This window comes from Tateyamaria sp. 7Alg 36, assembly GCF_059882455.1.
Map to the genome: position 1 here is coordinate 202,981 of NZ_CM187613.1, position 16,283 is coordinate 219,263.

The following is a 16,283-nucleotide window of genomic DNA, read 5'->3' on the forward strand; positions in this document are numbered from 1 at the left end:
AACATATTGAGCTTGGACGGCGAAACTAAACGGAGAGCGTTCGCGCTCTCCTTTTTTATGTCCGCGATATCTGATGGCTGACTCCGTGTTAGGCTGCGCGCCTTATCGCATGGTTCTGGTGCGGCGGGCGGCACTGTTTGCCATTCGGCAAAGACGCCCGCCCGCCGACCCGCCATCGGCAAGGGCCTGCCGAACTGCGCGCTTTTGCACCTCTTCCCTATGCAGGGCGCGGTTTGCGCGCATACTGGACCGTGCGGGCACCACTCACGGACCGCGCCACTGCTTGTCACCCTAGGCGGTCAGCCGCCCCAAGGGGGCAGGTGGATGTTGAACCGCGCGCGCAACGCCGCGTCCAGCGCCAGATCAAGGGCGGCGGCGGGCTTTTGTGACAGGATGTCCAGCTTGCGGGCCGTGGCCTGCGCGATCAGGTCGGGCTTGCCCAATTCCACCCATTCTTTTGGCGATGTGCGACTGCCATAGGTGGGATAGACGCAATCGCTTTGCATCCGCGCCAAGGTCTGGTCCGTGCCCAGATAGTGGCCGGGGCCGTTCATGCAGACATCCGCCATCTGGTCGAGCGCGATGGTGTCATCGCTGACTTCGATGCCGCGCACACAGCGCAGCGCCTGACCGATGATGTCGTCGCCAAGGATCAGGGATTCGTGACAGAACCCCAGAAGGGACGCGTGCATGCCTGCCGCCTCGTAGACCATGTTGACGCCCGACAGGCCTGCCGCAAGGTTCGAACACATCTGTTCCCATCCGGCCTGCATGTCAGGCAGCTTGCTGTCGGATGCACCGCCCGCCGCGCCACCGGGCAGGTCGTAAAAACGGTGCATCTGCCCGCATCCCGCCGTCAGCAGCGCCTGTTCGCCCGATCCGATGGACATGGCCCCCGTGCGCAGATCAAGGCCGAAGGGCCATGTGCCGAAAATGGCGGGCGCGCCGGCCTCGACGGCGTTCACATAGACCAATCCGGCCAGACATTCCGCCGTGGCCTGCACGATGGCCCCTGCGATGGTGGACGGGGCAGTGGCCCCCGCCATACCCGCCGACAGCAGCAGAACGGGCATGCCTGCCTTGATGCACAGCTCCATCACCTGACAGCTTTCGGTGGCGAATTTCATCGGCGGAACAACAAAGCAGTTCGAGTTCGACACGAAAGGGCGGGCGCGCCACGCGGCTTCGCCCCCTGCCATCATGTGCAGCATCTCGATGGACGGCGCGACACATTCGGGGCCGGAAAAGCTGGTGCCGATATGTTTCGTGGTACCGGACACGCAGGCATAGATCGAATTGTAATCAAGCTCGGTCGGATCGGTCACATCGCGACATACCATGGGGCGCTGCACAAAGTGGATATTGTCGAGTGTGTCGGCAATGCGGGCGGCGTCAAACAGGTCTTGCGTGGTGCTTTCGCGGTAGGTTGCGCCGTCCACTTCGACCAGGTTCACCGCCGCGCCTGCGGTGCCGTAGTGGACGCGCGCGCCCGACAGTTCCAGATCATGGGCCGGATCGCGGGCGCACAGGGTCATCGAGCGGTTGGCGCGCGCAATCGTGTCCTCGACCAAGGCGCGGGGGAAACGGATGCGCCCGTCATCCCCCAATATCGCACCCGCGCCGGTCAGGTAGTCGATGCCGCTGGGGGGCGCGTCGGCAAGGCCGATGGTTTCCAGCGCGTCCAGTGCGGCGGTGTGCAACTGTTCGACCTGCACAGCACTTAGCGGGTTGAGTGTGCCGCCGGTCATACCTGCACGGATCGGGCGCAGATGCGCGGCCAATGGCGCGGCACGGGCGGCACGGCGCGCTGCGCGTCCGCCGCTGCGGGGTTTGGGGGAAAGTTCGTTCATGGGCGTGGTTCCGGATCAGAAGGGAAAGGGCAGGCGGGCGGCGATCTGGAATCGGTCAGGACGCCCGCGCGCGGCGCGCCCGCGCTCTGCCCCGATGGTGCGGGTGACCAGAGCGATTATGCTGCGCGTTTCCTGCAAGGCACACCTTCCCCAATGTGCGGAACCTTTCCTATCGCCCATGGTGCTGCGCCGGTTTCAGCCTGTCTGTTCCATTTGCGACTCCGCGCAAGCGGAGCCTCGCGCAAAGGATTTGTCTGGGGTGGCAAGGATTTGCCGGTCGAAGTGAAAGCACAATTTCGTGTCTGGAAGGTTGGGCGTGTCGGCCCCACCTCTCTGCCAAGCGGCCCGTGAACTGCCGCGCCTATGAAATGAAGGAGCAGACAAATGACCAAGACATTCCTACGTACAAGCGTGAGTGCCAGCCTTATCGCACTGGCCGGTGTGCCAGCCCTTGCCGGCAGCATGGACGCGCCTGCCGCTGATCCGGTTGCGCCAACAGCACCCCCAGCACCTGCGATCGTGTCCTATGGCGATGACTGGACAGGCGGCTATGCCGGTATTCAACTGGGCTATGGCGACGTGAATGGCACGGGTGCCGCCGATGGTGACGGCGAACTTTACGGTGTCCACTTGGGCTACGACTATGACTTCGGCACCTTCGTGCTGGGTGGCGAGATCGACTATGACGACGCCAATATCGACCTGAACGGTGCCGCAGATGTCGACAGTGTTGCACGCCTGAAGCTGAAAGCCGGTTACGATTTCGGCCCGACACTGGCCTATTTCACCGCCGGTGTGGCCGAAGTGGACACATCGCTTGGGTCCGAATCCGGCGGGTTCTACGGTATCGGTGCGACCTACAAGATCGACGAGCGTTACACCGTCGGTGCCGAATTGCTGGAGCATGACTTCAACAACGTTGCAGGTTCCGGTGTAGACGCGGATGCGACAACCCTGACAGTGCGCGGTTCCGTCCGCTTCTAAGCACTGTTGGTGACTGTCACGATGGCGCGGGGCATGGCGATGCCCCGCGCCATTTTTGTTTTAGGCGGCCCGTGCCGCAGCGAACCGGCACAGCGTTTCCAGTGCGCGCGCAAAGGCGCTGTCCTCAATCGTCATGGCGACGCGGATATGGCCCGCTGCCGCCGTGCCAAAGCTTTCCCCCGGCATCACGGCGATATGTTCCGCATCCAGCAGCGCGTCGGCAAAATCATCGCCCGACATGCCCGTCGCACGGATATCCAGCATGATATACATGGCGCCCTGCGCCGGAATGGCCTTCACCACGTTCTGTGCGGCCAGCACCTGCTGCGCGATGGCGCGGCGGCGTTGGAAAGGGGCGGCGATCTCTGCCTCGAACGCCGGTCCTTGGGACAGGGCAAAGCAGCTTGCATCCTGAATAAAGCCGGGCACGCCATAGGTTGTGTGGGTGGCGAAGGTGATCATATGGGCGATGGCGTCCTGCGGGCCGACGACCCAGCCACAGCGCGATCCGGTCATCGCGTGGCTTTTCGACATGGAGCCGATCACCAGTGTGCGCTGTGCCATATCGGGCAGGGCGCGGGGGCTGAGGTGCGCGCCCTCCCAGACCTGCGTGTCATAGACTTCGTCCGAGATCAGCCAAAGGTCGTGATCCTGACAGACCTGCGCGATACCATCCAGCGTGTCGCGCCCGTAGACCGTGCCTGTCGGGTTGTTGGGCGTGTTGATCAGGAGCGAGCGCGCCCCATCCGCGACGCGGGCAATATCGGCGGTGCGGGGCTGGAATGCATCCTCGGCGCGGGTCGGGATCGCCAGCGGAATGGCCGAAACGCCGCGGATCGTTCCGGGGTAGGTGGCGTAATAGGGATCAACGTACAGCGCCGTATCACCGGGATCACAGGCGGCGGCATGGGCAGCGAACAGGGCCGATTGGCCACCGGGCGTGATCAGGACGTTGTCGCGGCTGGTCGGCACGCCGGTGCGCGCCTGCACCCGCGCGGCAACCGTGTCGCGCAATGCGTCCGTTCCCGGCACCATGGCATAGCCCGTATGCCCGCCCATGGCGCTGCGGTGCATGTCCTGCAACACAGGCGCGGCCGTGCGGATATCGTGTTCGCCGATGGTCAGTTCGGTCACGGGCGTGCCGTCGGCGATCATGCGGCGCGCCTTGAGGAACACGTCCCAGCCATCAGAGCCGCCGCCTGTCAGGGTTGTGATGCGGGTGGATAGGGTCACGCGGGCCTCCTGCTTTCGTCCTTGGGTATTCGGATTTCGGGGTCAAGGGCGCAGAGCGATGGTGCTTTGTCAATCTGGGGAGGTGCAGGTTGTGATGATGAGGGGGCTCTGCCCCCGGCTGCGCCTCCCCCGGGATTTTTTTGAACAGAGAAGGGGACGGGGTGGTGCGACGGGGGCGAAGTGGCTTGACCCGCTGCGTCACTCCGCGCTAGCGGTAACGCATGAACCGGATCCTTTGCATCATTGGCTGCATTATCTGCTGAAACGCCCTTTTGCGCGGTTCGGTTCTTTGTTTCCATGACATCCCAGAATTGATAGTCCCGCGCCAACCCTTTGCGAGGCTTGCCCCATGACCATCTCACTTTACAACACCGCCACCCGTCGCAAGGAGCCCTTTGCGCCCATCGATGCGCAGGACGTGCGCATGTATGTCTGCGGGCCTACGGTCTATGACCGTGCGCATCTGGGCAATGCGCGCCCTGTGGTGGTGTTTGATGTGCTTTATCGCCTGTTGCGCCATGAATACGGGGCGGAGCATGTCACCTATGTGCGCAACTTCACGGATGTGGATGACAAGATCAACGCGCGGGCGGCTGAAAGCGGGCGGTCGATTTCTGAGATCACCACCGAGACCGCGCAGTGGTTTCTGGACGACATGGCCGCCATTGGCGCGCTTGAGCCGTCGATCAAGGGCGGGTCGCACCAGCGCGCCATGCCGCGCGCGACCGCCTATATTGCGCAGATGGTCGACATGATTTCGGACCTGATCGACAAGGGCTTTGCCTATGAGAATGCGGGCCATGTCCTGTTTCGGGTGCGCGAATACGAGGCCTATGGCGCGCTGTCGGGGCGGTCGGTCGATGACATGATCGCCGGTGCGCGGGTCGAGGTGGCCCCGTACAAGGAAGACCCGATGGATTTTGTCCTATGGAAACCGTCGGACGATGACCTGCCGGGATGGGAGTCGCCTTGGGGGCGGGGACGGCCGGGCTGGCATATCGAATGCTCGGCCATGGCCTATGAATTGCTGGGCGACCGGTTCGACATCCATGGCGGCGGCAACGATCTGCAATTCCCCCACCACGAGAACGAGATTGCCCAGTCGCGCTGTGCCGGACATGGGTTTGCGAATGTGTGGATGCATAACGAGATGTTGCAGGTCGAGGGCAAGAAGATGTCCAAGTCCTTGGGCAACTTCTTCACCGTGCGCGACCTGCTGGAGCAGGGCGTGTCGGGCGAGGTGATCCGTTTCGTGATGCTGAGCACCCATTACCGCAAGCCGATGGACTGGACGGAGAAGAAGCGGGCAGAGGCGGATAAGACCCTGACCGGCTGGTTCACGATCCTGCAAAAGCATGGCTATTCATCCAAGATGGTGGACCGTCTGCGCGACGCGGGTCGATGGGCCGGTGACACGGAGTTCATGGGCGCGCTTGGCAACGATCTGAACACGCCCGGGGCGTTGGCGCGGTTGCATGTGCTGGCCAAGGCGCACACGGCAGAGGGGCTTGCCCCCATGGCCCATGCGCTGGAAACCCTCGGGCTGGTGAGCGATTGGGACAGTCTTGATCTGTCCCCCGCGCAGAACGACGCGCTGGAAGACTGGGTTGTCGCGGCGATTGACGGGCTGCTTGAACAACGCTCGGCCGCGCGTGCGGCCAAGGATTGGGGCGAGGCGGATCGCGTGCGCGATGTGCTGAACGCCGTTGGTGTGCAGGTGACGGATGTGGGCGGTGGTGCGACATGGGTGCCGGGGCCGGATTTCGATCCTTCGAAACTGGAGGCGCTTAGATGACTTGCACTAACACTGGGCCAACGCCTGACCGTCCGCGCCACGGCCGACGTGACTTCTGCAAAGGACGTGCGGCATGACTAAAGAAGCGCTTTGCCTATTCGACACGACCCTGCGCGATGGGCAACAGACCCAAGGGGTGCAGTTTTCCACCAGCGACAAGCAGCAGATTGCGACCGCGCTCGACACACTTGGCGTGGACTATATCGAAGGCGGCTGGCCCGGGGCGAACCCGACCGACAGCGCCTTTTTCGAGGACGCGCCGTCGATGCGCGCGACCTTTACCGCCTTTGGTATGACCAAGCGCGCCGGTATCAGTGCCGAGAATGACGATGTGCTGGCGGCGGTGCTGAATGCGGGTACGCCTGCGGTTTGCCTTGTGGGCAAGACGCACGAATTCCACGTCAAGACCGCCCTTGGCATCAAGCTGGAACAGAACACCGACAATATCGCGGCCAGCTTTGCCCATATCGTGGCGCAGGGGCGCGAGGCGATTTTCGATGCCGAACATTTCTTTGACGGTTATGCGTCCAACCCCGACTATGCGTTGCAGGCAATCCATGCGGCCTATGACGCGGGGGCGCGCTGGATCGCGCTGTGCGATACCAACGGTGGCACCTTGCCCGCCGATATCCACCGGATCACACGCGCGGTGATCGACAGCGGGATTGATGGCACGCGCCTTGGCATCCACACCCATAACGACACTGAACAGGCGGTTGCCGGATCCTTGGCGGCGGTCGATGCGGGCGCGCGCCAGATCCAGGGCACGCTGAACGGTTTGGGTGAACGCTGTGGCAATGCGAACCTGACGGCGCTGATCCCGATCCTGCTGCTCAAGGAACCCTATGCGTCGCAATTCCAGACGGGGGTGACCCGCGAGGCGTTGCAGAACCTCACGCGCACGTCGCGAATGCTGGACGATATCCTGAACCGTGTGCCGCAAAAGCAGGCGGGTTTTGTCGGGGCGTCGGCCTTTGCGCACAAGGCGGGGCTGCATGCCTCGGCGATCCTCAAGGATCCGTCGACCTACGAACATATCGACCCTGCGGCGGTGGGCAATGCGCGCATCATTCCCATGTCCAATCAGGCGGGGCAGTCGAACCTGCGCAAGCGTCTGGTGGAAATGGGCCTCAAGGTCGCGCCCAAGGATCCCGCGCTGGCCCGCATTCTGGACCAGATCAAGGCGCGCGAGGCCGATGGCTATAGCTATGATACCGCGCAGGCGTCGTTCGAACTGCTGGCGCGGGCCGAACTGGGGCTGTTGCCCGAGTTTTTCGAGGTCAAACGTTATCGCGTCACGATCGAGCGGCGCAAAAACAAGCGCAACAAGATGGTGTCGCTGTCCGAGGCGGTTGTGGTTCTGAAGGTGGATGGGGAAAAGCGCCTGTCGGTGTCGGAATCTATGGACGAACAGGGCACGGATCGCGGCCCCGTCAACGCGCTGTCCAAGGCGCTGGCCAAGGATCTTGGTCGCTACCAGCAGAATGTCGAGGATATCCGGCTGGTCGACTTCAAGGTGCGGATCACCCAAGGCGGGACCGAGGCGGTCACCCGCGTCATCATCGACAGTGAGGACGGGCAGGGGCGGCGCTGGTCCACGGTGGGCGTGTCGGCCAACCTTGTGGATGCGAGTTTCGAGGCGTTGCTGGATGCGGTGCGCTGGAAGTTGGTGCAGGACGGTGTGACATGCTGATGCGTGCGCGTCCGTTGCACGGGTGCTGCGCATGAGTTTCAGCGCCGAGGTGACAGCCTGCGCCGTGCTGGTGGAAAAGGGTGATCCCGACCGGTTTCGCACGGTGATGGCCGCGCCGGTCGAGGCGCGCCCTGTGCTGTTCCCGATCTATGCGATGAATGTCGAAGTCTCGCGCGCGCCATGGGTCACCAAAGAGGCGATGATCGCAGAGATGCGCCTGCAATGGTGGCGCGACGCGCTTGAGGAAATCGCCCAGGGCAAAGCGGTGCGCAAACACGAGGTGACAACCCCGCTGGCCGAGGTGCTGAGCACCGCGCAGGCCGAGCAGCTTGACGAAAGCGTGGCGGCGCGGCGGTGGGACATTTACCGCGATGCGTTCGAGGACGCCACGCATCTGGATGCCTATATCGACCAGACGGCAGGGCATTTGATGTGGACCGCCTGTGCGGCCCTTGGCGCGCCTGCGGCGTGTGAGGCTGACGTGCGCAATCTGGCCTATGGGGCAGGGGTTGCGGCGTTTTTGCGGGCGGTGCCTGCGCTGGTCTCGGCAGGGCGTATTCCGCTGCTGGACGGGACGGACGCGGGGGTTGCGGCCCTTGCCGCGCAAGCCAAAGCGCGCCTTGTGGTGCCACGGGTGCCAAAGGCCGCGCGAGCCGCTCTGTGGCCCGCCATCGGGGCGCGCAAAACACTGGATCAGGTGATACGCGACCCAAGTGCGGTTGGCGAGGGGCGGCTTGCAAATACGCTCACGCCGTTCCGCCTTGCCACCAGTGCGCTGACGGGACGACTGGCGCTTTAGGAAGCGACGCGGCGGTCACGCCGCACCAGCCAGAACAGCGCGCCACCGGCGAGCAGCAGGAAGGGCACCATGGCGATATTGACCGCCGCCCAGCCCTGTACCGCCGAGCCGCCGGAACAGTTCATCAACCCGCCTGACGCCAGCGATGCCAGCGTCACGCCGCCAAATACCAGTAGATCGTTCAGCCCCTGCATGCGCCCGCGTTCGTGCGGGGCGTGTGCGCCAGCCAGCATCGTGGTCGCGCCGATAAAGCCGAAGTTCCAGCCCAGCCCCAGCAGGACCAGCGCCACAAAGAAGTTCGGCAGTGCCACGCCCGCCAGTGCGACCGCGCCCGCAAGGCCAAGAATGGCAATGCCAAGGCCCATGATCCGCTCGACCCCGAAACGCGCAATCAGGTGGCCGGTAAAGAAGGACGGCGCGAACATCGCCAGCACGTGGCCCGTGACCACATCGGCTGCGATATTCTTGTCAAAGCCGCAGCCCACAACCGCCAGCGGGGTCGAGGTCATCACGAGGTTCATCAGCGCATAGGACACCATGGCGCAGATCACCGCGACCGCGATGCGCGGCGTGGTCAGCAGCTCCCACCGCGTGCGGCCCTTGGGCGCGTCCACAGCCGGAACTGGGGGTTTGGGAATGTCGATAAACAGGAACAGCAGCGATCCGACCACGTTCAGCGCGATCACCGCCAGATAGGTGCCAAGGAACGGGATCACATAGGCATCAGCGGTGAATTTCACCAGTTGCGGCCCGATCAGGGCGGACATAAGGCCACCTGCCATCACATAGGAAATCGCCTTGGGACGGAACGCGTCAGACGCGGTATCGGCCGCGGCAAACCGGTAAAACCCCTGCGCGGACATATAGATACCCGTGAGGAAGCTGCCCAACAGGAAGATCGGGAACGACGCCACATAAAGCCCGTAGGCCCCGACCGCGCCGCCGATCGCCCCGCCTGCCGTGCCCAGCAGGAACCCCGCCCGCCGCCCATAACGCTGCATCAGCGCCGACACCGGCGTGGCCGACATCATCGACCCCAGCACGATCAGCGAGATCGGCAAAGTGGCAAAGCAGATGTTGGAGGCGAGAGATTGCCCCGCCAGCCCTCCGATCACAAAGATCATCGGCATCTGGCTGCCCAGAATGGCTTGGGCCATGACCAGAACGGCTACGTTGCGCTTGGCGCGGCTGTCATCAATATCGCTCATCCCAGCGGCGTAGCCCGAAGGCGGGGACGAGACAAGCGCGTCTATTCTGCATTCCTGCACAAGCGGTTGCGCGAGGCGCGGGGCAGGGTAGTGTGCGTGCATGAAAACCGGTCCCCGCATCGCAATACTGGCAGGCGCACGCGAAACCCGCGAGGCGGTGCGCTGGCTGGCGCAGACACCGGCGCGGCCCGTGATCTATTGGGCGCGCGGCCATGAGGCGATGGCAATGGGGATCGCACAGGTGGACGCAGTGCCGCGTGACATCGACGGGCTGCTGGATGTGACCCACGCCTTTGACACTGAAACCTGCGCGCAGGCGGTGGTACGCTGCCCGCAGGTGCCGCTGGCGCGGGTGGCTCGTGCCCCATGGGTCGCACAGGGTGGTGACAGATGGGAGGAGGTCGACAGTGTCGAGGAAGCATTGATGGCCTTGCCCGCAGGGGCGCGGGTGTTTGCCGCCACGGGGCGGGACAGCCTGCCGGTGCTGGCGCGCCATGACGGGCCGGTCTTTCTGCGCCAGCTTAGCCGCCATGACGATCCCACGGGCCATGACAATTGCCGCTTTGTCTTTGGTGATGCGCCGTTTGATCCGGTGGAGGAAGCGGCCCTGTTCCAAGACCTGCGCATCGACGTGATCCTTGCGCGCAATATCGGAGGCACGGGCAGCTTTCCCAAACTCGCGGCGGCGCGGATGCTTGGCCTGCCAGCGGTTCTGGTGCGCCCGCCACAGCGACCCGAGGCAACGCTGCTGCGCGATGAACGGGATGTGGCACGCTGGGTCAGCGGATTGTGAGCGTCGGGCGGATCATCCAGACGGAGGCGGATGTGGCCGAAGGCGCCGCATGGCTGGCCGCACGCGATCCGGCCCTTGCACGTGCTGTGGCGCAGACGGGGCCATTGCCGCTGCGCCGTCGACCGGACGGGTTTGCCGCGCTGCTCAACGCGATTATCGGCCAGCAGGTCAGCACTGCCTCTGCCGCGGCCATCTGGGCGCGGCTGGAAAGCGCGGGCCTGACCGCGCCGGACCCCGTCCTGCAAGCCGGAGAAGACGGTTTGCGCGCCGCGGGCCTCAGCCGTCAAAAGATCGCCTATGCGCTGGCACTGGCCCAGGCGGGCATTGATTACGACGCCCTGCGCCTCGCCCCTGACGCCGAGATCATCGCCACCCTGACAGCCGTCAAAGGCATCGGCGTCTGGACGGCGGAAATTTATGCAATGTTCGCGCTCGGGCGGGCGGATGTGTTCGCACCGGGTGATCTGGCATTGCAAGAGGCGGCGAAATTGATCTTTGATCTGCCCGAGCGGCCCAAGGAAAAGGCCCTGCGCGAAATGGCACAGGACTGGCGCCCGTGGCGGGCAGTTGCGGCGCGGCTTTTCTTTACCTATTACCGCCTGAACAAAGGGCGAGAGGGGATTTTATGACACGGGTTTTGCAAGCAGGTCGGGTTGAGCCGCATTCGGGCGAACTCCGCTCTATCGTGGTGCTGTTGCACGGCTATGGCGCGAATGGCGCGGACCTGTTGGGGCTGGCCGATCCGCTGGCCGAACACCTGCCTGACACGCTGTTCGTAGCCCCCGACGCGCCCGAGGCGATCCCGGGCTATGCGGGGGGCTATCAGTGGTTCCCGATCCCGTGGATCGACGGTAGCAGCGAGGAAGAGGCCGAGCGCGGCTTGAACGCGGCAGCCGAGGATCTGAACGCCTTCCTTGATGCGCTGATGGTGGACGAGGACGTGCTGCCCGAACAGGTTGTGTTGCTGGGCTTTTCCCAAGGCACGATGATGGCGCTGCATGTGGCCCCGCGTCGTGAGGACGAACTGGCGGGTATCGTCGCGTTCTCGGGCCGTCTGCTGAACCCAGAAGTTCTGGCCGACGAAGTGGTCAGCCGCCCGCCGGTTCTGTTGATCCACGGCGATCAGGACGATGTGGTGCCGCCGCAATCCCTGCCGCAGGCCGCAGAGGCCCTGCAAGAGGCGGGCTGGAAAGACGTTTACGCGCACGTTATGGAAGGCACAGCCCACGGTATTGCACAAGACGGGCTGAGCGTTGCGCTGGCATTTATGCGAGATAAATTGGGACTTTGATAATTTGCGGTCGTTTTTGATTTTCGGGGCTGTGGCTGCGGGGCTGGCGGGATCGGCGTTTTTGCTGACCCGTGACCGTGCCGACGCGTATTTCAATCCACCACCAACGCTGGTCGCGCTGGAAAGTACGCTGGACCGGCCCATCGTTCTTTATGTGGACGGGCAGGTGCCTGATACGTTCCGCCAGTCGCTGGATGCGCTGGATACTGGGGTTGGCGCCTTGGACAAAGGGGCCACGCCGCGCAGGCTGGTGGACCTTGATTCCTATGTGATGGTGCGCAAGGATTGGGATGCGTTCCGCACGCTCGACAATCATGACCTTGCGCCCGTGATCCGCAAACAGACCGAGACGAAGACCGACCTGACCAGCGCCACGTGGTTTGAGGCGGACCTGTCCGCCTCGGACGGTGCGCAGAACAAAGTGCTGGTCGTGCTGGCCACGCAGGCCGCGTTGGACACGCTGGGGCCGTTCTGTTTTGCCATGACGGTGCATGATCTGGCGCGCTTTGCCCATAACGGGAAGGCCTTCCAAGACGCCAATGCGCGCGAGGATGCACGGTGGAAGCAGTGCAAGGCCAAGGGCTGGACCAGCGTCGCGGACATGGCCGAGCAGCCCTGACCTAACAAATGGCGGCGTAGGGCGCGCGGGGCGCTTTGGGCTGTGTCGCGGTGATGGTCGGTGTATCGACGCCCTGGGCGCGCAACCATGCCGCATAGATGATGTGGCCCATTGACGGGTCCAGTTTCATCAACATCGCTGCCACACGGCCCGACAGGCGCGGTGTGCCGCAGACCCCCGTAAGAGCCATCAATGCGCGAAACCCGACAGGGGCCACCTGCGCCGTGCGGGCATCGGCCCATGTCACGTCGAACCGCGCACGGCCTGCACGCAAATCCTGTGCCACACGTTCGATATGCATCCAGCGACGGTTCAGATCACCTTGCGCCCCAAGGGCGACAGTGGCGTGTTCAATCGCCTCGTAAGGGTCGGCGCATTGGGCGTGGTACACGGGTGCCTCGCCCGCAGGGGCCACATACCACAGCAGATCGCCCGTGGTGGTGATGGCACGATAGGCGATCATGCCGCCACATTGGGACCGCACACTGTGATCGGGGTCATACCAAAGCGTCACCCATGTGCGATCCACATAGACAAAGGCGTCGGCCTCGGGATCATAGCCTTGCGCATCCGGCCTTTCGCCTGCCAGCGCCTCGAACATCGCCGCGCGGCGGTGCGGGACGGGGGCTGGGGCGGGTGTGGGAAGGGCGGGCATGATGGCCTCCGGTTCTGGGATGAATGAGCCGCTGGGATGCGGTATTGGAACATAAACTGTGACTTGAATTATGCCGTGATACTGCACCCGCCTGCCATTTGCGTCGAGTGATGTATTCCTTACCTTTGCCCGCGACCCGTCCATGCGGCCCAAGGGCGCTGACTGATGCGGAATGCGTCATATGAGGGTCACAAAGCGTAATTAAACTGCACGCGACATATCGTGGCGCCAACAAGTCTTGCAGAACGCATTCCACTAGATATAGTCGCTGTTAAATCTGGGGCGGGTCCCCCGCTCTGGTGCCTTGGGGCAGACCGTAGCGGACGGAGCATGGTTTGATGAATGCCGATTTCAGAACTGAGTTTGTACGCAGCCCGACTGCGTTGAAACAGCACCCTGCCTTGGTGCTGAATGCCGATTACCGACCGTTAAGCTATTACCCGCTGTCGCTGTGGCCATGGCAGGAGGCGGTCAAGGCGGCATGGCTGGATCGGGTTGATATCGTTGCCGAATATGACGAGGTCGTCCGAAGCCCGAGCACGGAAATCAGGATACCGTCGGTTGTTGTCCTCAAAGATTATGTCAAACCTCAAAAGCGCGTGGCCTTCACGCGCTTTAATTTATTTTTAAGGGACGAATTCCGCTGCCAGTATTGCGGGGCGAAGGGGGATCTGACCTTTGACCACGTGGTGCCACGGGCCAGCGGGGGCGTCACCAGTTGGCAAAACGTGGTGGCCGCCTGTAGCCCGTGCAATCTGCACAAGGGGTCAAAACCGCTGCACCGCACGGGCATGGCGCTGCGCAAACCGCCACGTCAGCCCCGCGCCGAAGAGTTGCGCAATATGGGCCGCAAGTTCCCGCCCAACCACCTGCACGACAGCTGGATGGATTTCCTCTATTGGGATGCCGAACTGGAGGCGTAAGCGCGCTGCCTTTGCGCCTTACAGGTCCAGGTCCAACAGGGCCTGCCGCATCACCTGCGGGTCTACATCGACGCCGGTCCAGTATTTCACGCCGATTACCCCTTGCTGCACCAGCATGCCCAGCCCGTCCACGGTTTGACAACCGCGTGCCTGTGCGGCCTTCAGCAGTCGGGTGAGGGGCGGATTATGGATGCCATCGGCCACGACCATTTCAGGCAGCAGGGTTTCAGTGTCGATGTCGGGCATAGTGTCCACATCAGGATACAGCCCTTGGGACGTGGCTTGGATCACGATGTCGGTGGCGGGGGGAACGGCAAATGTCCCTTCCCACGGGGCATAGGTCGCCTGCGCGTCGGTGCGGGTATTTACCAGATCGCTAAGCGCCTGACCGCGCTCGGCACTGCGGTTGACGATGGTGATCTGCGCAGCACCCGCCAGCGCCATTTCGACCGCCACTGCGCGCGCGGCACCGCCTGCGCCGAACAGGACCACGGATTTGACCGCCGGATCCACCACCGTGCGCAGTGCCGCGACAAAGCCGCGCCCGTCGGTATTTTCCCCGATCAGCCTGTCGCCATCGCGCACAATCGTGTTCACCGCGCCAATGATCTCGGCCGATGTCCCCAAGCTGTCCAGATGTTCGATCACCGCCACCTTATGCGGGATTGAACAGTTGAATCCGCGCCAGCCCATCGCCCGCGCACCACGCACCGCATCGGCCAGATCGTCGGGCGCGACCTCGACGTTGATATAGCGCCAGTCGAGGCCGTGATGGCGGTACGCGGCTTCGATCATCGCGACGGTCGGGTTTTCGGCAGCGGGCTGGGCAAAAGATCCGGTCAGGGGCAGCAGGAAGTTCATGGGTTCATCCTTTCATCAAGTGTGTCACGCAGATGCGCGCCGACCCGCAGCGCCTGTGCGGCAACGGTTAGGGCGGGGTTCAGCGCGGCGGAAGAGGGGAAAAACCCCGCATCCACCACATAGAGGTTCGGGTGGTCATGGGCGCGGCACAGAGCGTTCAGCGCCGAGTGCGCAGGGTCATCGCCCATCCGGACGGTGCCGCATTGGTGTGACGGGGCGTGAATGCCAAAGCTGTGGCGCAGCACAATCGGGAAACCGGCCTGCCGCAGCACGCGCCTTACATGGCGGACAAAGCGGTCATGGGCCTGCGTACCAAGGGGGCGGTAGTCGATCTGCACCTGTCCGTCCCGCGTAAGCTGCACGCGGCTGTCGGGGTTGGGCAGGTCTTCTCCCATGGCAAGCACATCGACCGAGTGCCGCCCCAGCCAGTCCGCAATCCTTCGCGGCGTGCGCGGATAAGTGGCGCGGATCATCGACCCTTGGATATTGCCGAGCATCTGCACATTACCGCGCGCGTCATCATCATCGGGGGTGCCGTTGTAGAAATCGTTTACTGACAATGTCTTGGGGAACTTTGTTGAATTGACGGCGAACGGGCGTACGCCCATCAATCCGGTCAGGTGGTGGTTCATCAGGTACCGCCCCACAACGCCCGAACGGTTGGCCAGACCGTGCGGCGTCGCCGCGCTGGTGGAGCGTAGCAATATGGCCGCCGAATTGATTGCGCCCGCGCTGAGCACAAATATCGGGGCCTCAATGCGCAGCCGTCGTGTGCCTTGCTGTGCCTCTGCCGCGATGATGCGGTGACCTTTGTCATCCGCGATCAGGCGCGTGACCTTGGTGTTGCGCATCAGGTCCACGTTCTGCCGTGCCAGCAGCGGGCGCAGCACGCGGGTGTCCGCATCGCCCTTGGCGTCAAAGCGGCAGGCAAAGGCGTCGCAGGTGCCACACCGCTGACAGGTGCCCCCCGCGCCGAAATCCACCGCTGCGGGCATGGGAAAGGGGTGCAGCCCTTGGGCGCGCATCCGGTCGGACAGGGTCTGGATCACCGGCTCATGCGGGATGGCGGGGTGGGGGAAGGCTTCGCGCGGTGGCTCGGTCGGGTCACATCCCGCCGTGCCGCGCACGCCGTAAAGCTGTTCGGCCTTGGCATAGAAGGGCGCAAGATCGTCATAGCGGACCGGCCATGCGGGCGATGGTGCGCCATCAATCTCGGACTGCGCGAAATCGCTTTGCCGAAAGCGGAACATGGCGGTGCCGTAGAATTTCGTATGCCCGCCGACATAGTAATACTGCCCCGGCCGGAAGGGCGTGCCCTTGGCATCCAGCCACCGTTCCTTGGTCTTGTAGCGTTCCTGCACGAACACGGCGTCCGCGTCGCTGTTCTGCGCCTCGTTCGGCAGGAAATCGCCCCGTTCGAGGATCATAATCTTCGCATCGGACCCCGCCAGTTGATGCGCCACGGCAGTGCCGCCCACACCGGAGCCGATGATCACGATATCCGCCTTAACCGTCTGCATTTGCGCCCTCCGTCACCGCCTTTCGGATGGCATGGCGCGCAAAACCGCGCCATTCACTA

15 protein-coding genes are annotated in these 16,283 nt (G+C 63.6%); 9 read left to right on the top strand and 6 right to left on the bottom strand.

The features are described from left to right. Positions 1 to 299: 299 nt before the first annotated feature. Positions 300 to 1,850 (bottom strand): trimethylamine methyltransferase family protein, encoded by a 1,551-nt coding sequence (locus AC6GQJ_RS00965; RefSeq protein WP_500770874.1) that lies wholly within the window; start codon positions 1,848 to 1,850, stop codon positions 300 to 302. A 384-nt stretch (positions 1,851 to 2,234) separates the two neighbouring features. Here AC6GQJ_RS00965 and AC6GQJ_RS00970 point away from each other — a divergent pair, with 384 nt between their 5' ends. Beyond that, positions 2,235 to 2,834: an outer membrane protein gene (locus tag AC6GQJ_RS00970; protein WP_500770876.1), complete on the top strand. Its 600-nt coding sequence runs from the start codon at positions 2,235 to 2,237 to the stop codon at positions 2,832 to 2,834. Between the two features lie 60 nt (positions 2,835 to 2,894). Here the strand turns inward: AC6GQJ_RS00970 and AC6GQJ_RS00975 are convergent, their stop codons facing one another. Next, complete coding sequence (locus AC6GQJ_RS00975) at positions 2,895 to 4,067, bottom strand: pyridoxal phosphate-dependent aminotransferase (protein WP_500770878.1); 1,173 nt, start codon at positions 4,065 to 4,067, stop codon at positions 2,895 to 2,897. Positions 4,068 to 4,416: 349 nt separating this feature from the next. On the opposite strand from AC6GQJ_RS00975, the gene cysS reads away from it, so the two are divergent. The 3 genes from cysS (at position 4,417) to AC6GQJ_RS00990 (ending at position 8,354) form a co-directional block, all read left to right on the top strand. Further along, entirely contained in the window at positions 4,417 to 5,862 is a 1,446-nt protein-coding gene (gene cysS, locus AC6GQJ_RS00980) for a cysteine--tRNA ligase (protein ID WP_500770881.1), read from the top strand. A 73-nt stretch (positions 5,863 to 5,935) separates the two neighbouring features. Beyond that, positions 5,936 to 7,555, top strand: a complete 1,620-nt coding sequence (cimA, locus tag AC6GQJ_RS00985) for a citramalate synthase (protein ID WP_500770883.1) — start codon at positions 5,936 to 5,938, stop codon at positions 7,553 to 7,555. A 31-nt stretch (positions 7,556 to 7,586) separates the two neighbouring features. Then, positions 7,587 to 8,354 (top strand): squalene/phytoene synthase family protein, encoded by a 768-nt coding sequence (locus tag AC6GQJ_RS00990; RefSeq protein WP_500770885.1) that lies wholly within the window; start codon positions 7,587 to 7,589, stop codon positions 8,352 to 8,354. On the opposite strand, the gene AC6GQJ_RS00995 is transcribed toward AC6GQJ_RS00990, so the two are convergent. Next, positions 8,351 to 9,562 carry an MFS transporter gene (locus AC6GQJ_RS00995; protein WP_500773986.1) on the bottom strand — a complete coding sequence of 404 codons (1,212 nt, stop codon included), beginning with the start codon at positions 9,560 to 9,562 and terminating at the stop codon, positions 8,351 to 8,353. The two genes, AC6GQJ_RS00990 and AC6GQJ_RS00995, sit on opposite strands and share 4 nt — an antisense overlap. A gap of 100 nt (positions 9,563 to 9,662) precedes the next feature. On the opposite strand from AC6GQJ_RS00995, the gene AC6GQJ_RS01000 reads away from it, so the two are divergent. From AC6GQJ_RS01000 to AC6GQJ_RS01015, 4 genes are read left to right on the top strand one after another with little or no spacing between them, the layout of a single operon-like run. Beyond that, positions 9,663 to 10,355 carry a precorrin-6A/cobalt-precorrin-6A reductase gene (locus AC6GQJ_RS01000; protein WP_500770887.1) on the top strand — a complete coding sequence of 231 codons (693 nt, stop codon included), beginning with the start codon at positions 9,663 to 9,665 and terminating at the stop codon, positions 10,353 to 10,355. Continuing rightward, positions 10,352 to 10,984, top strand: coding sequence for a DNA-3-methyladenine glycosylase family protein (locus AC6GQJ_RS01005; protein WP_500770889.1), 633 nt, complete (start codon positions 10,352 to 10,354; stop codon positions 10,982 to 10,984). Before AC6GQJ_RS01000 ends, AC6GQJ_RS01005 begins: the two co-directional genes overlap by 4 nt. Then, positions 10,981 to 11,646 (top strand): alpha/beta hydrolase, encoded by a 666-nt coding sequence (locus AC6GQJ_RS01010; RefSeq protein WP_500770891.1) that lies wholly within the window; start codon positions 10,981 to 10,983, stop codon positions 11,644 to 11,646. The genes AC6GQJ_RS01005 and AC6GQJ_RS01010 overlap by 4 nt, the downstream gene beginning before the upstream one ends. Before the next feature lie 4 nt (positions 11,647 to 11,650). Beyond that, positions 11,651 to 12,265: a hypothetical protein gene (locus AC6GQJ_RS01015; RefSeq protein ID WP_500770893.1), complete on the top strand. Its 615-nt coding sequence runs from the start codon at positions 11,651 to 11,653 to the stop codon at positions 12,263 to 12,265. Position 12,266: 1 nt separating this feature from the next. Here AC6GQJ_RS01015 and AC6GQJ_RS01020 read toward each other — a convergent pair whose 3' ends face one another. Beyond that, a complete protein-coding gene (locus AC6GQJ_RS01020) occupies positions 12,267 to 12,920 on the bottom strand; it encodes a hypothetical protein (RefSeq protein WP_500770895.1) in 654 nt (217 codons plus the stop codon). Between the two features lie 338 nt (positions 12,921 to 13,258). Here AC6GQJ_RS01020 and AC6GQJ_RS01025 point away from each other — a divergent pair, with 338 nt between their 5' ends. After that, positions 13,259 to 13,843: an HNH endonuclease gene (locus tag AC6GQJ_RS01025; RefSeq protein ID WP_500770897.1), complete on the top strand. Its 585-nt coding sequence runs from the start codon at positions 13,259 to 13,261 to the stop codon at positions 13,841 to 13,843. An 18-nt stretch (positions 13,844 to 13,861) separates the two neighbouring features. On the opposite strand, the gene aroE is transcribed toward AC6GQJ_RS01025, so the two are convergent. Beyond that, positions 13,862 to 14,704 carry a shikimate dehydrogenase gene (gene aroE / locus AC6GQJ_RS01030; RefSeq protein WP_500770899.1) on the bottom strand — a complete coding sequence of 281 codons (843 nt, stop codon included), beginning with the start codon at positions 14,702 to 14,704 and terminating at the stop codon, positions 13,862 to 13,864. Further along, on the bottom strand, positions 14,701 to 16,224 hold the full coding sequence (locus tag AC6GQJ_RS01035; protein ID WP_500770901.1) for a GMC oxidoreductase: 1,524 nt from the start codon (positions 16,222 to 16,224) through the stop codon (positions 14,701 to 14,703). The genes aroE and AC6GQJ_RS01035 overlap by 4 nt, the downstream gene beginning before the upstream one ends. Positions 16,225 to 16,283 lie beyond the last annotated feature (59 nt).